Genomic DNA, 12,090 nt, shown 5'->3' with positions numbered 1-12,090 from the left:
CAGCAGTCAGCTAAGAAATAACTCAAAGGCGGCCAGAGTAGTTGACGCGTATCGGCCAAGGTAGTTGACGTCTAATAGTGGATGATTACGCAGCCGACAACATGTTTGAAACCGGTGCGCTTCAGAACAAAGAAGATATGTTTTCTGCTGACGGTAAGTACCACGCTGGCTTCATCTTCAACCCGACAGAATTCACCATCAACCTTATGGCTACGTCGAATGCCAGTAGCCTGTTGGATGACTGGATTGCGGCAGAGCGAACGGCAATCTCTGCGTTTGCCTGTAATGCCACCCTGACAGTGCCAGCGTTAGGCGCTAAGTGGAACTTCGTGAACGGCGTGCTCTACACTTGGACTCCAACCCCTCCAGGCCGCAGAGTTCTTCAGCCTCGCCCAGCAGTATTTCGTTTTGAAACGGCTACCCGGAGCGCAATCTGATGGCTCGAAAAGAAATTCCTTTTATCGTCGAAGAAGAGGGGCGCGACAAGGGTAAAGAATTTCTCATCACAGAAATGTCGGCATGGGATGCCGACACTCTGGCGCAGGATATCTTCCGCGCGATGGGGGACTCTGGATTCAGTGAAATCCCAGCAGACGTGATCGCCATGGGTTGCGCAGGACTGGCTACGGTTGGTCTGAGCGTTATCTCTGCATCATCTCCTGAAGTTGCGCGCCAATTGCGAGACCGCCTGATGTCTACGGTGGACATTATTGTCACCACCAAAGAGAGTGGCAGGCAGCAGCGAAAAGTTAAAGGTGAACTGGATTTCGAAGAGGTCTTCACTATCCGCACGCTACTGGATAAAGTCTTCAAGGTTAACTTCGATTTTTTAACGATCGCCGGAGAGTAAAGTACCCCTTCATGGATGAGGAGTCTCTTCCGGCCAAACTGGTCTCGCCCGTCAACATTTCTTCAGCGATTAACGCAATTATCTGCTCCGGCAAAGCCTCTTATCTGGACCTTCAGGAGAAGCTTTCCGTAGCAGATATGTACAACCTGCTGGAAATTATATCAGTTGAAAACTTCAACCAACGCGTCTGGCATAAGCATCAGGAGCAACGATGATTATCAATGAGTTGGCCTATAAGGTCACAATCAAGGCCGATGAGTTCCTGAACGGCAAGAAAAAGGTTGAAGAGGGCGTTAAGGAACTTCAGAACGAAGTAGATAAAAGCTTCGGAGACATTGATGAAACCTCCAGGCAGACTGGCAAGGTAATCGTCAAGACTGGCGATGATATTCAACGCTCTACGCGGAAAACTGGGCGGGTAATCTCTGATGCCACGTTTGATGTTAAATCATTTGGTTCAGCGGCAGCATCTTCCTTTAAAGGTGCCTATGTAGCAGCAGCCGGATTCCTTGGGATTGGCGCTGGACTGTATGGCATCAAACAGCTCTTCACCTCCACATCAAACGAAATTGTTCGTGCAAGCAACCAGGCTAAGTTCTTCGGCACAGACGTAAACAAGATGTTCGGTCTTCGCCGCGGCTTCCAGCAGGCTGGGCTTAATGGTGACGCCTTCATTGGTGCGTCCGGCAGCGCTCGTATGGCACTTGCCAACATTGCTGACCCTACTGTGTTTGGAGGTCTTACCGGAGCAGCTCAGAACCTGATGGTGCTAGGAGCTCGCACAGGACTGAATATCAACAACCTTGGCGACCCGAGCAAAGCTCTTGGCGAGTTCTCCCGATACGGGAAGAATCACTCTCAAGAGAACCTGATGCAGGTCATGGCAGCCGCAGGTTTCGACCCGACTGATGCAGCCAAGATTAAATCTGGGGAGCTCAAGTCACTGGTCGATTCAGAGACGAAGAAGTCAAACATCACTGCTCAGCAGGTGAAGGAGCAGGAGGCTTTAGTGGTAACGCTGGGTCAACTCGACTCTGAGTTTGACCGACTGAAACAAGACCTTGCGATTGCATTCGCTCCTGAAGTCATAGATGCACTTAAGGCGTTTGGTAACTGGATTAAAGACCACCATGGTGACATCATCGGCTTTTTCCGTGATGCCGGAGATAAAATTAAAGCTTTCACTGACGCTGTAGGCGGAGCAGAAAACGCCCTCAAAATACTTGCTGGTATTTACATCGGTAAAAATGCAGTAGGTCTGGCAGGTGCGGCAGGTCTGGGTGGTGGAAAGGGAGTTGGTGGATTATTAGGTAGACTTGGTCTTCTAGGGGATGGCGTATATTTTAGCGGGGACATTGCAGATGCGACGACCCCAAACTCTGTAAAAGGCCTTAGAGATGAAGATAAGCCATTCATCTATCAGAAGCACTGGCTTGAACGACTTCTAGGAATTGATTACGAAGATGAGAACGCTGGCGTAGCATCCAATCCATCAGGTAGAACGCTAGCGGACAAAAATAATAACCCTGGAAATATTAGAGGTAAGTCAGGGGTTGGAGGGTTTGCCGGATATTCATCAGAGCAAGAGGGGTGGGATGCAATGTCCAGCCAGCTGATGAGGTATTTTAACGGCCAAACTACGGGCAAGAGACTTAAAACAGTTAAGGACATCATTAGCACTTGGGCTCCTTCATCTGAAAATGATACCTCCTCCTATATCAAACAGGTTTCATCTTATCTGGGGGTGGGAGCGAATGAGGAGCTAAATCTTGCAGACCCTAATGTGATGGTAAAGCTTCGCACAGCCATGGCTCGACACGAAGGTTTTGGAAACTGGCAAAATGGCCTTAAGTTGTCAGGAAGCAACCAGTATCAAAACCAGTATTACCTGCAACAGCAATCACTCGCTAATGCAAGAATGCAAAACACTGCAGGAAATATTGATAACAGCCAAAGTAGTAAGACAGTTATAGATAAAGTAATTGTAAATACGAACCCGCAAACAGTAGACGCGCTTACATCGAGCGTAAAACAGCAATCGCAGAGAGCTGCAACATCGTCAGCCTTCAGCAGTGCCGTTCAGTAATCAGTTCGTAAAAGGGAATGGCATTGATTTGTCCTTTCCTTTTTGAGCCATCTCGTCTCTGAAGATGTTATGGTGAGCTGCCTTGTGAGCGCCTTTTTGCATAAGTTCATGGAACTTGGCGTAAAAGGCGTATTGTTCATCGCTTACATCAAAGGCAGTTCTGTTCCAGCTGTCTCGTATTTGCTGTTCTACATCCTTGCCTTTAGCTGCATCAAATCGCGACCATGAAAGTGTTTTTACGCAGTCATCAACTTCAGACGAAATATATTCTTTTGTTTTTTCGAAATCGAAGCGGTGCGCATCTCCGCCATAGGTCTTAGCCATTCCTATGCAAGCGTATGCTGATTCAATAACAACTTCATCTGATGGAAGTGTCTCGCTTGAAAATGCTGAAGCGCTGAGGAGCATGGATGATAAAGCCATTGCAGAGCAGAAGTTGGATTTCATTTTAAACCTCACGATGTTTTTCTAGATCATAACTATGTCGCGATGCAAAAACACGCAACAAATTAAAACTTGGTGAACAAATGAGCATCATCGACCTCAATACCGCAGACATATTTAATGCGATCGGCGGTGGTTCTCCACTGTCGATAATCGACAGCGTCCTACATCCTCAGTATGTCATCAGAAATAGCACCACAGGAGCTGTAGCGCTTGAGTTCAGCGGCATGGCATCTATCCAGCCAAGTGGCAGGGCTCAGATAACGAATGCACCTGTTGAGGGTGGGAAATATCAGTCCATCAACAAAGTGAAAGAGCCGTCTGTTGTCAGGTGCGAAATCATCGTTACCGGTCTGACGGGTTTCTCAGGCGGCATTCCAAACATCTTCGACCTGACATTTACCAGCCAGAGCAGCGTACTTGAAACCATCAAAACGATGTTATCGACGGCCAACACATACGACATAGAGACGCCGAAAGAGACGCTTGAGAGCTATGACCTGGTAGACCATTCATACGAGGTTAATTCACAGCGCGGCGTGAGCATGCTGACCATCTACCTGTACTTTCAGGAGGTCATGCAGCAGATGGAAGTTGTTTTGTCCGGCGCTCAGTCTGAAGCAAAGCCAACGAATGACTCTGTTAGCCAGGGCGTGACAGGCATGGGGGCATCGACGAAAGACGCTGGCTCTACACCATCCACTGTAGACGAGCTTGGGAAATCATGGTCATCACTAAAAACATCAGTGTCAGGCATAGCCACAAAAGCGTCTAACGCCATCTCAACAAGCTTCCAGAGCGCTCTCGATACCGTTTCGAAGCCGATACTCGACGTGACTAACAGCGCCACTCAGAAGGCCGCTGAGCTTGCCAAAGAAATTAACGAGAACATCACATGAGAACAATTCCACTTGAGCCGCAGAAGTCACAGTCTGTCTCTGTGGATTTGGCAGGTCAGAGATGCGTCATACGACTGATTCAGCGTGAAAGCTTCATATATATGGACCTTACCGTTAATGGAAATCCCATCATGCAGGGCGTTCCGTGCCTGTACGGAAATAAAATGGTCCGCTATTCCTATCTCGGGTTTCAGGGCGATCTGGTTTTCCTCGACAACGTAGGCCAGTTAGACCCGTCTTACGATGGGCTTGGTGGAAGATTCATTCTTTACTACATAGAGGAGAATGAACTTGTACAGTAAGCGCTCCCTTCGATTTGAGTTTATGAATGAAACATCATCATTCGATGATGCTGGTAATAATCAAATTTCTATCAGCGAGGCCCGAGCGACGGTATCTCTTCAGTCATCAGGAAACCTCTTCGGAACGCAGGTAAACGTAAGCTTATTCGGGCTCGGCCTGGAAATGCTGGCAGCCTTGTCTTCTAAAGCAATGGGCTTGTTTGGTACTGATACAGAGCGTATCAGCATGAAGATTTTCGTGGAGAACACCGCGATATTTGCGGGCTACATGACATCCTCCATCGCCAACATGAACTCTGTACCGAATACCGCACTGATGATTACGGCAACGGCCAATGCTGACCTGCAGAACAAAACAGCATCACCATTTTCATTCAATGGCTCAACGCCGGTAACAAGCGTTATCAACGCTATCTGCAAGGCGGCAGGATATAAGCCATATATCGTGGGTTTAGACGGCAAGGTAATCTCCAATCCACATTATGAGGGGAGTGTATTTGACCAGTTACGATCGCTTTGTGACGACCTCAGCATTGCGATGTCTGTTGCTCCACCATCGATATCATTCTGGCCTCAGGAAAGTGCAAAGGACGACGTGAAGCCTCTTATCTCTCCTGAGTACGGGCTAATTGGATATCCGGTCTTCTCAAATGGCGGCGTGATGTTCCAGACGCAGTTCTCAACGCTTCTGACAACAGGGCGAGACATAGAGCTGCAGACAACCCTTCCTCACGCCAGCGGCGTTTATAAGCTAACCAGTGTAACGCATGAGCTGTCATCGTGGATGGAAGACGGTCCCTGGCATTCGGTGTGCATCGCAAACAGAAAATTAGAAGAGGCGTCCAGTGGCTGATTATTTATTTACGCCCACTAGTGCGCAAACTAGTGATGCGGAAAATCTCTCTTATGTCTTCAAGAAGCTCCTTTCAGGGGCTTTTTTTATTGAGCTTGTTGAGGTTACGGCGATTCGCGGAACTGCTCCAAATCTGGTTGTGGATGTTATTCCGCTGGTCACCAGGACAGACCCTTCAGGCGCTACCATCCAGAACTCGAAAATCTTCAATGTGCCGGTGTTCAGACTTCAGCGCGGTGCAAGTGCCGTCATTATGAACCCTGTAGCGGGAGATATTGGCATGATCGCGATCTGCGACCGAGACAATTCAATAGCACGGGCTAACCGCAAGCAATCTGTTCCGGGTAGCAAGAGAACTCACAGCAAATCAGATGCTCTTTATCTTGGCGGGTTCCTCAACACACAACCTACGCAATACATTGAGTTCACTGATAACAAAATAAATATCGTCGCTCCCAATGGAGTAAACATCACGACGCCGGATATGTACGTCAGTGGAAATATCAGGGCTGGCGGAGACATCACAGATAATGTTGGAACTCAGTCAGCATCGCTCAAAACACTACGCGACAAATATGACCAGCACAAACACCCTGTTCCTGGCGTTCAAACTGGCGGTTCCACTGTTACTTCAAATACCACGGATAAACCAGCATGACCTACAGAACAATGCAATTAGACGTGTCTACATGGGATTTAACGCTGGATGGCAGCGGCAATATTGCGATAGCTGACGAATCATATTCTGTTGCTCAGGATGTCGCCAGCGCATGTCTTGTCTTCTCTGGTGAGTGCTATTACGACACCACACTCGGTATTCCGTGGAAAACCGATGTTCTCGGCAAGCGCCCGACGCCTAGTTTCATCCAGCAGAAACTGCAATCAGAAGCTCTCAAACTGCCGATTGTTGACCAGGCGCTGGCGAATGTTTTCTTCGATAAAAACACCCGCAATATGCGCGGAACTATCCGTGTGACCGACATCAATGGAAACACAGCGCAGGCCACACTATGACGACATTAAACACTGCAGTACCTGATGTAACCATTACAGAGAATGGACTTTCCGTTCCTGATGTGGCGGACATTTTGTCAGGCCGACTGACAGACATGAGCGCAGCATTAGGAGGCGGTGCAAGCCAGTCCCTTAGCTCACCGCAAGGACAGATTGCACAGTCAGACACAGAAATAATTGCCCAAGAATACGATAAGTTGCTTTGTCTGTTTAATCAGGTCAACCCTGATTACGCAACCGGACGATTCCAGGATGGTATTGGCCGCATCTATTTTATGGATCGAATTTCAGCGCAGGGAACCGTTGTTACAGCTACGTGTATTGGACAGGTTGGAACAACCATTCCGTCTGGAAGCACGGCTATTGATACGAGCGGTTACATATACCAGTCTATTGATTCAGCAGTAATCCCCGCTGGAGGCTCTATTGACGTCCAGTTTGTTAACACAACAACGGGGCCGATATCTTGTGCATCTGGCGCACTGAATCAGATTTATCGAGCAGTCCCTGGCTGGGATGCGATCACAAACACAAACCCCGGAGTAGTAGGCGTTGATGTTGAATCTCGAATTGCATTTGAGACACGCAGACAGCAGTCAGTAGCGAGAAACAGCCGCAATCAGGATGCCTCTGTGTTATCAGCCGTTCTTGCTACTAATGGAGTGCTTGATGCCTATGTCTGGTCAAACCGGACTGCAGCCACCGTAAACAAAGGGGCGACAAGCTACCCTGTCGTTGCACATTCTATCTTTATATCAGTTTATGGCGGAGCTGATGCAGACGTGGCCGAGGCCATATTCAGCACATATAACCCTGGCGCGAATCTTAACGGGACTACGCATTACACTGTTTACGATAATGTCAGCTATCTTCCACCATATCCTTCATATGACATGCAATGGCTCAAGGCATCGCCTACAAGAGTCTATTTTAAAGTGCAAATTGATAGCTCTCTAAACCCACCGAGTGACATCACTCAGCAGGTTAAGAACATGATTATTTCTGTTTTTAACGGTGAATATGAAGGAATAGGTAAAGCAAGAATAGGTGCAACTATCAATGCCGGTAAATATTACGCACCCATCATATCAATAGACCCGAATACGGTTGGGGTTCTGCTTCTTCAGGTCTCTCTGAATGGCACAACATTTTTGCCATCTGTAACCATGGGGATTGACCAGGTTCCAACGATACAGGCATCCGACATCACGGTTACATTGGTTTAATTGGGGGAGATTTACATGTGGCAGGACACGATCCTAACGCAGTATTCCGCCAGCCAAAAATTACTTTCAATTATTGATACATTCAATCAGGCGGTAAGTCTCGATGATTTCACTGATGAGTTTATAGAGAAAGTATGGGATTTGACAACGTGCGAAACCTTCGGGTTGGACATGTGGGGAACCATTGTTGGTGTAAGTCGATACGTAATCGCTCCAATAGACAATGAGTCTTTCGGGTTTTCTGAGGCAAATGATTATGACCCTGAATACCCAACCCCATTTAACGATGCACCTTTTTTTGGCGGGATGCAGGAAACAACAAATATCAGGCTTGGTGATGATGCATATCGAACTTTAATCATGTGCAAAGCCTTTACGAACATCAGTATCGCAACCATTCCAGACATCAATAAATTTCTCAAAATCATGTTCTACAAGCGAGGGCGTGCATATTGCATTAACTACAGAGACATGACAATGGGGATAACCTTTGAATTCGAACTGGCACCATACGAAGAATCCATTCTGACTAATTATGAGGTTGCACCGGTACCAAGCGGGGTGCTTGTGAATATCAGGCAAGTCGTCAGCCCTTACTTTGGATTCTCATCTGACTCCTATCCATTTAATGATGGAACATTCTACAGAGATTAAATAATGAATCGTTCAGATGCACCCACGAAACAACCAACCCCATTTGGTGTAAATGGTCCACGAGAGCCTATTCTGCCTACAACTCCGGCAGGTGATAACACGGCTTCGTATGATTCAGGTTTCCCACCAATTACCATGACCCTTAAATCCGCAGGCGGATTGCCTCCAAAGGGTCAGGATATGAACCAAATACTGTTTGAGCTATCAAGCCTCTCCAGATGGTTCAGCACCGGAGCTATCAACTCATATGACTCTGTGTTCGCAACCTCTATTAGTGGCTACCCAAAAGGGGCGGTCGTACTGGGCAGCGATGCACAGACCAGATATATCAGCACCACAGATAGCAACCTCACCAACCCAAACACAGGTGGGGCTGGCTGGACTAACCTCAGTACAGCATATCTGGCTAGGAGCAATCCGTTCGGAGATATTAAGGCTGACGGAACTGTTAACACTGCGAAAATTAACCTTAGTCTTCAGTCCTTCAATAGCTCTGGGTCAACTACTACAGTCTCAGCTCCTACCTCTGGGGTTTTCCTGTATGTAACTGATTCCGGTAACTGGGGGGTCCAGGACTCAGTAGGTAATGCGCTTCCATTACCTATTGCTGGCGGTGGCACTGGCGCAAATACTCTTACTGGGGCGAGGGTTAATCTAGGAGTGGCTCAGTTTGGTGTGTCTGGTTCTGTGACCGCAATGTCTTCGCCAGACTCATCAAGATCTGTGATTATTGATAATGCTGGTACATGGGGTGCTCAAACAAGTACCGGAACTGTCATTGCCCTTCCTGTGGCCCGCGGTGGGACTGGGGCGACAGATGCCACGACAGCAAGAACTAATTTAGGGCTTGGAACTGCAGCGATCAAAAACGTTGGTGTTGGAACAGGTCAGATACCTGATATGAGCGCATTTCCTTATTCGGCCGTAACGAAAGGATACACAAAACTGCCGAATGGCCTTATTTTTCAGTGGGGAAGGATCAGCATGGCTGCAGCTAATGCCTCTGGTGATGTGGCTGTTGACAGCTTCGCTATATCATTCCCGAATGGAGTTCTTCATACATATGCAACTGGCGGCCAGACTCTGACAAACACTCCATGCTTTGCAACTTCAGAAGCAATAGATACTAATCAGATTAGGTTAAAAGCAATCGCTGTTAACCTCACCGATAAAACAATTACCCAGGGAATGTCTGTGACTGTCGAATGGTTTGCAATAGGGTCTTAAAAATGAGCGATTATATTTTCAGTGCAAAAAATAATGCATTTTATCCGATAGATATGATGGATGATTATGTAGCGGCAGGTTCATGGCCGGATGATGGTGTAGATGTGACTAAAGAGATTTTCCTGGAATTCGCCGGGATTACTCCGACAGGTAAAGCGCGGGGGGTTGGTGAGGATGGCATGCCTGTATGGGTTGATATTCCACCAACACCAAACCCTGTGTTAAGGAAGGTAGCGCTTGCTACATTAAGTAGCGTATATCAGGACGACATAGAAAAACTTAATAGAGCATGGCTTGCGGCTGCTGTTAACGATGGCGTCAATGAGACTGCAAAGAAAGATTTAGTTCTGGCTCAGATTAATACCCGAAAAACACAATATGCAAGTGACCGGGCAGGAATTATTGCTCAATACCCAGACTGATGGAGATCAACATGCCAGACAAAGACACGACACAAGCAAGTGAGTCGCAGGCTTCTACTGATTCTTCAGTGGTAAAATTCTGCCCTATCTGCGGAACGCAAATGTATCAAGGAGAGCGTTACGGATTCCTGTGCTGGATTTGTCCAGAATGTGATTTTGACGAGCCAGTGTAAAAATAACTGGCCGTCATGTCTGTTTTTCAAAAACATAGCATATTAAGTTGCATATTAATTAATTTGTGTTGTTTATATTTTTATTTAACAACGCATAGTCAATTAATTTTTCTTTAGCATATTTGTATGTCGCATTAGCTCCTGTAAGTAAAATTACAGGAGCTAACAAATATACAGGCCAGATGTATGGGCTGTAATAGTGTGTAAGTGCGTTCACTTCCTTTATATCAACCCATCCAAAGAGACTTATAAATAAGTCAATCATGTACAAAACAAGCAAATGATATGACATTATTGTCTTGCTTGACCTCCCTATACGCAAAAATAAAGATTCGCCAAACTGCTTTTGCATCATAGATGCAAAGCAAAAAACAGAGTAAATGCAAAGCATTGCTGTTAAGGTACTAACAATGTATCCGCTAGGGTAAGATGAAAATGACATCGTCATGGGCTGGGCTATAGACGAGTTAGTCATGAACGAAACCGCTAGCAAGCTCAGAGAGAGAGCAATGATGCTTTGGTACTTGAATACCGCCTCACGCATCAAAAATCCAAGAAGCATAAACATAGAACCAGAACATGCCTGGGAAAGATAATTGAACTGTATGTTCCATCCTGGCTGGAACATTGATGGCAGAGTAACCATTCCTAAATAACCAAACAAAAACGCAATCAGAAATATGTAAAGCAAAGAAAGCTTTTTATCATGCGCAAACTTCAGCGCAATCAATGAGAAAACAGAAGCTATAGAGTAAGCAAGTAAAAACCATGCAACAAGGAACAGTGAGTTGATATGAAAATCACTGCGATATATCGAGTGAATTGTTTCATAAAAACTGTCAGGAAATGGGTTGTATAAAGTTGACTCTGTATTTGAGGTAATTATTTTTGTAATACCTCCAATTACTATATAAGTGACAACAATGTATAGTATGTGCTTCTTGAAGATTGCAGATAAAAACTGAGCGAAATTCTTTCCAGGGTTTAAAAGCATTCCGCCTATAAAAAAGAAAAGAGCCATGTGGAAAAGGTACGGTTGTGGTATGCCGAAAGGGGTCATATTGTAATGGCCGATTACCACTGAAATAATACCAAGCGCCTTTGCGTAATCCAGTGTTATGCTTTTATCTTTAGTTAGCATTTCATATCCGCATCAAAATGTTAATGTGACGAGTATATCATTTTGAGAGCATTCTTAAACGATAACCCTTGGTTACTGACGTTCTGATAGTGTGCGACAGATCTCACCTTCGAATTAAAAAACTGAATGCACAAGTATTTCAGTCACTTGATTAATGGTCATACCATCACGCTTGATCTATGCACGCAACAAGTAATACTGTATGCATGTACAGTTATTAGTGGAGGTGCATTATGGGGTTCCCGTCGCCAGCAGCAGACTATGTTGAAGAACGCATATCGCTCGACAAAAGGCTTATCGCTCATCCTTCCGCAACGTACATGATGATAGCCGGTACGACATATCTGCGAGCTGGCATCATGAAGGGCGCAATGCTTATCGTCGATTCATCACTCACACCGAAAGACGGCTCCCTGCTTGTCTGTGCTGTTGATGGTGAGTTCAGGATCATGCGCTACAGGACGCTGCCGCATCCATGTCTGGAAAACCCTGAGAATGGGAGAATGAAGTCGCTGCCGTTGGCGGACGAAATGTCGGATGCATCGCGTCCGGTATTCGGGGTGATCACGTACATCATCAACGATGCGCGTTCTGGTGAGTTTGATGATTGTCCGGTGATGTGATTTCTTGTGCCAAGGTTGTGCCATGATTGTGTCATGCACCAGAAATCATCATCCATCATCTTTCCGTTTGTGCCATCAGCATTGGCTGTGTGAATGCGGTCAATGCTTGTTAAAACAGTTAGTTAAAAGTGGTGCTTCTGATTCGTAATGCGAAGGTCGTAGGTTCGACTCCTATT

At 46.3% G+C, this 12,090-nt stretch carries 16 protein-coding genes; 14 read left to right on the top strand and 2 right to left on the bottom strand.

Going from position 1 to position 12,090, the window contains the following annotated elements; all coding sequences use genetic code 11:
- Window positions 1-77 precede the first annotated feature (77 nt).
- Genes FU672_RS23580 through FU672_RS25310 form a run of 4 tightly spaced genes read left to right on the top strand, consistent with a single transcriptional unit; the run spans window position 78 to window position 2,936 of the window.
- Window positions 78-437 carry a phage tail fiber protein gene (locus FU672_RS23580; RefSeq protein WP_410053342.1) on the top strand — a complete coding sequence of 120 codons (360 nt, stop codon included), beginning with the start codon at window positions 78-80 and terminating at the stop codon, window positions 435-437.
- Window positions 437-850 carry a hypothetical protein gene (locus FU672_RS23575; protein WP_148245070.1) on the top strand — a complete coding sequence of 138 codons (414 nt, stop codon included), beginning with the start codon at window positions 437-439 and terminating at the stop codon, window positions 848-850. Before FU672_RS23580 ends, FU672_RS23575 begins: the two co-directional genes overlap by 1 nt.
- Window positions 851-861: 11 nt before the next feature.
- Entirely contained in the window at window positions 862-1,065 is a 204-nt protein-coding gene (locus FU672_RS23570) for a hypothetical protein (protein ID WP_093955092.1), read from the top strand.
- On the top strand, window positions 1,062-2,936 hold the full coding sequence (locus FU672_RS25310) for a lytic transglycosylase domain-containing protein (protein WP_262349057.1): 1,875 nt from the start codon (window positions 1,062-1,064) through the stop codon (window positions 2,934-2,936). Before FU672_RS23570 ends, FU672_RS25310 begins: the two co-directional genes overlap by 4 nt.
- Here the strand turns inward: FU672_RS25310 and FU672_RS23560 are convergent, their stop codons facing one another.
- Window positions 2,937-3,383 (bottom strand): hypothetical protein, encoded by a 447-nt coding sequence (locus FU672_RS23560; RefSeq protein ID WP_148245069.1) that lies wholly within the window; start codon window positions 3,381-3,383, stop codon window positions 2,937-2,939.
- An 80-nt stretch (window positions 3,384-3,463) separates the two neighbouring features.
- Between FU672_RS23560 and FU672_RS23555 the strand changes: the two genes are divergently transcribed.
- From FU672_RS23555 to FU672_RS23515, 9 genes are all read left to right on the top strand, one after another.
- Window positions 3,464-4,279 carry a hypothetical protein gene (locus FU672_RS23555; RefSeq protein ID WP_148245068.1) on the top strand — a complete coding sequence of 272 codons (816 nt, stop codon included), beginning with the start codon at window positions 3,464-3,466 and terminating at the stop codon, window positions 4,277-4,279.
- Entirely contained in the window at window positions 4,276-4,581 is a 306-nt protein-coding gene (locus FU672_RS25500) for a phage baseplate plug family protein (protein ID WP_148245067.1), read from the top strand. The genes FU672_RS23555 and FU672_RS25500 overlap by 4 nt, the downstream gene beginning before the upstream one ends.
- Entirely contained in the window at window positions 4,565-5,434 is an 870-nt protein-coding gene (locus tag FU672_RS23545) for a hypothetical protein (RefSeq protein ID WP_410053341.1), read from the top strand. Before FU672_RS25500 ends, FU672_RS23545 begins: the two co-directional genes overlap by 17 nt.
- On the top strand, window positions 5,427-6,092 hold the full coding sequence (locus FU672_RS23540; protein WP_148245065.1) for a phage baseplate protein: 666 nt from the start codon (window positions 5,427-5,429) through the stop codon (window positions 6,090-6,092). Before FU672_RS23545 ends, FU672_RS23540 begins: the two co-directional genes overlap by 8 nt.
- Window positions 6,089-6,448: a contractile injection system sheath initiator gene (locus FU672_RS23535; RefSeq protein WP_148245064.1), complete on the top strand. Its 360-nt coding sequence runs from the start codon at window positions 6,089-6,091 to the stop codon at window positions 6,446-6,448. Before FU672_RS23540 ends, FU672_RS23535 begins: the two co-directional genes overlap by 4 nt.
- Entirely contained in the window at window positions 6,445-7,674 is a 1,230-nt protein-coding gene (locus FU672_RS23530; protein ID WP_148245063.1) for a baseplate J/gp47 family protein, read from the top strand. The genes FU672_RS23535 and FU672_RS23530 overlap by 4 nt, the downstream gene beginning before the upstream one ends.
- Before the next feature lie 15 nt (window positions 7,675-7,689).
- On the top strand, window positions 7,690-8,328 hold the full coding sequence (locus tag FU672_RS23525; RefSeq protein WP_148245062.1) for a baseplate wedge 1 family protein: 639 nt from the start codon (window positions 7,690-7,692) through the stop codon (window positions 8,326-8,328).
- 180 nt (window positions 8,329-8,508) lie between these two features.
- On the top strand, window positions 8,509-9,555 hold the full coding sequence (locus FU672_RS23520; protein WP_148245061.1) for a gp53-like domain-containing protein: 1,047 nt from the start codon (window positions 8,509-8,511) through the stop codon (window positions 9,553-9,555).
- 2 nt (window positions 9,556-9,557) lie between these two features.
- Window positions 9,558-9,977: a tail fiber assembly protein gene (locus FU672_RS23515; protein ID WP_148245060.1), complete on the top strand. Its 420-nt coding sequence runs from the start codon at window positions 9,558-9,560 to the stop codon at window positions 9,975-9,977.
- A gap of 231 nt (window positions 9,978-10,208) precedes the next feature.
- Here the strand turns inward: FU672_RS23515 and FU672_RS23510 are convergent, their stop codons facing one another.
- A complete protein-coding gene (locus FU672_RS23510) occupies window positions 10,209-11,291 on the bottom strand; it encodes an acyltransferase family protein (protein WP_148245059.1) in 1,083 nt (360 codons plus the stop codon).
- Between the two features lie 233 nt (window positions 11,292-11,524).
- Between FU672_RS23510 and FU672_RS23505 the strand changes: the two genes are divergently transcribed.
- Entirely contained in the window at window positions 11,525-11,914 is a 390-nt protein-coding gene (locus FU672_RS23505) for a HumD family translesion DNA polymerase (RefSeq protein ID WP_148245058.1), read from the top strand.
- Window positions 11,915-12,090: the final 176 nt, after the last annotated feature.

It is taken from the genome of Enterobacter asburiae, from assembly GCF_008080435.1.
Lineage (GTDB): Bacteria > Pseudomonadota > Gammaproteobacteria > Enterobacterales > Enterobacteriaceae > Enterobacter > Enterobacter asburiae_C.
This window is presented reverse-complemented; position numbering and strand designations above follow the sequence as displayed.

What these genes read in the sequence shown, in the direction of transcription:
- FU672_RS23515 (WP_148245060.1), top strand. Translation starts at nt 9,558, where the DNA reads ATGAGCGATTATATTTTCAGTGCAAAAAATAATGCATTTTATCCGATA.
- FU672_RS23510 (WP_148245059.1), bottom strand. Translation starts at nt 11,291, where the DNA reads ATGCTAACTAAAGATAAAAGCATAACACTGGATTACGCAAAGGCGCTT.
- FU672_RS23535 (WP_148245064.1), top strand. Translation starts at nt 6,089, where the DNA reads ATGACCTACAGAACAATGCAATTAGACGTGTCTACATGGGATTTAACG.
- FU672_RS25500 (WP_148245067.1), top strand. Translation starts at nt 4,276, where the DNA reads ATGAGAACAATTCCACTTGAGCCGCAGAAGTCACAGTCTGTCTCTGTG.
- FU672_RS23530 (WP_148245063.1), top strand. Translation starts at nt 6,445, where the DNA reads ATGACGACATTAAACACTGCAGTACCTGATGTAACCATTACAGAGAAT.
- FU672_RS25310 (WP_262349057.1), top strand. Translation starts at nt 1,062, where the DNA reads ATGATTATCAATGAGTTGGCCTATAAGGTCACAATCAAGGCCGATGAG.
- FU672_RS23520 (WP_148245061.1), top strand. Translation starts at nt 8,509, where the DNA reads ATGAACCAAATACTGTTTGAGCTATCAAGCCTCTCCAGATGGTTCAGC.
- FU672_RS23505 (WP_148245058.1), top strand. Translation starts at nt 11,525, where the DNA reads ATGGGGTTCCCGTCGCCAGCAGCAGACTATGTTGAAGAACGCATATCG.
- FU672_RS23560 (WP_148245069.1), bottom strand. Translation starts at nt 3,383, where the DNA reads ATGAAATCCAACTTCTGCTCTGCAATGGCTTTATCATCCATGCTCCTC.
- FU672_RS23575 (WP_148245070.1), top strand. Translation starts at nt 437, where the DNA reads ATGGCTCGAAAAGAAATTCCTTTTATCGTCGAAGAAGAGGGGCGCGAC.
- FU672_RS23555 (WP_148245068.1), top strand. Translation starts at nt 3,464, where the DNA reads ATGAGCATCATCGACCTCAATACCGCAGACATATTTAATGCGATCGGC.
- FU672_RS23570 (WP_093955092.1), top strand. Translation starts at nt 862, where the DNA reads ATGGATGAGGAGTCTCTTCCGGCCAAACTGGTCTCGCCCGTCAACATT.
- FU672_RS23545 (WP_410053341.1), top strand. Translation starts at nt 4,565, where the DNA reads ATGAACTTGTACAGTAAGCGCTCCCTTCGATTTGAGTTTATGAATGAA.
- FU672_RS23525 (WP_148245062.1), top strand. Translation starts at nt 7,690, where the DNA reads ATGTGGCAGGACACGATCCTAACGCAGTATTCCGCCAGCCAAAAATTA.